This window comes from Nocardioides malaquae (assembly GCF_015070385.1).
In the GTDB taxonomy this organism is placed as follows: domain Bacteria; phylum Actinomycetota; class Actinomycetes; order Propionibacteriales; family Nocardioidaceae; genus Nocardioides; species Nocardioides malaquae.
Genome location: NZ_JADCSA010000529.1, coordinates 1 through 264 on the forward strand (window position 1 = coordinate 1; position 264 = coordinate 264).

General features: G+C 48.5%; 1 pseudogene. It reads left to right on the top strand.

The window, feature by feature from the left end:
- Window positions 1-264 (top strand): annotated as a pseudogene (yihG, locus tag IEQ44_RS16035) (1-acylglycerol-3-phosphate O-acyltransferase YihG); the annotation flags it as partial.

A 264-nucleotide genomic window follows, 5' to 3' on the forward strand; every position in this document is an offset into this window, starting at 1 on the left:
TGTGCGTGCTGTTTCGTAAGCACATTCCGATGAATAAATATTTCCTCAAGCAACAGCTGGCCTGGGTGCCATTTCTTGGCCTGGCGTGCTGGTCGCTGGATATGCCGTTTATGAAGCGTTATTCCCGCGCTTATTTATTACGTCATCCGGAGCGACGTGGTAAAGATGTTGAAACCACTCGGCGTTCTTGTGAAAAGTTTCGCCTGCATCCCACCACCATTGTCAATTTCGTTGAAGGCTCCCGTTTCACGCAAGAAAAACATC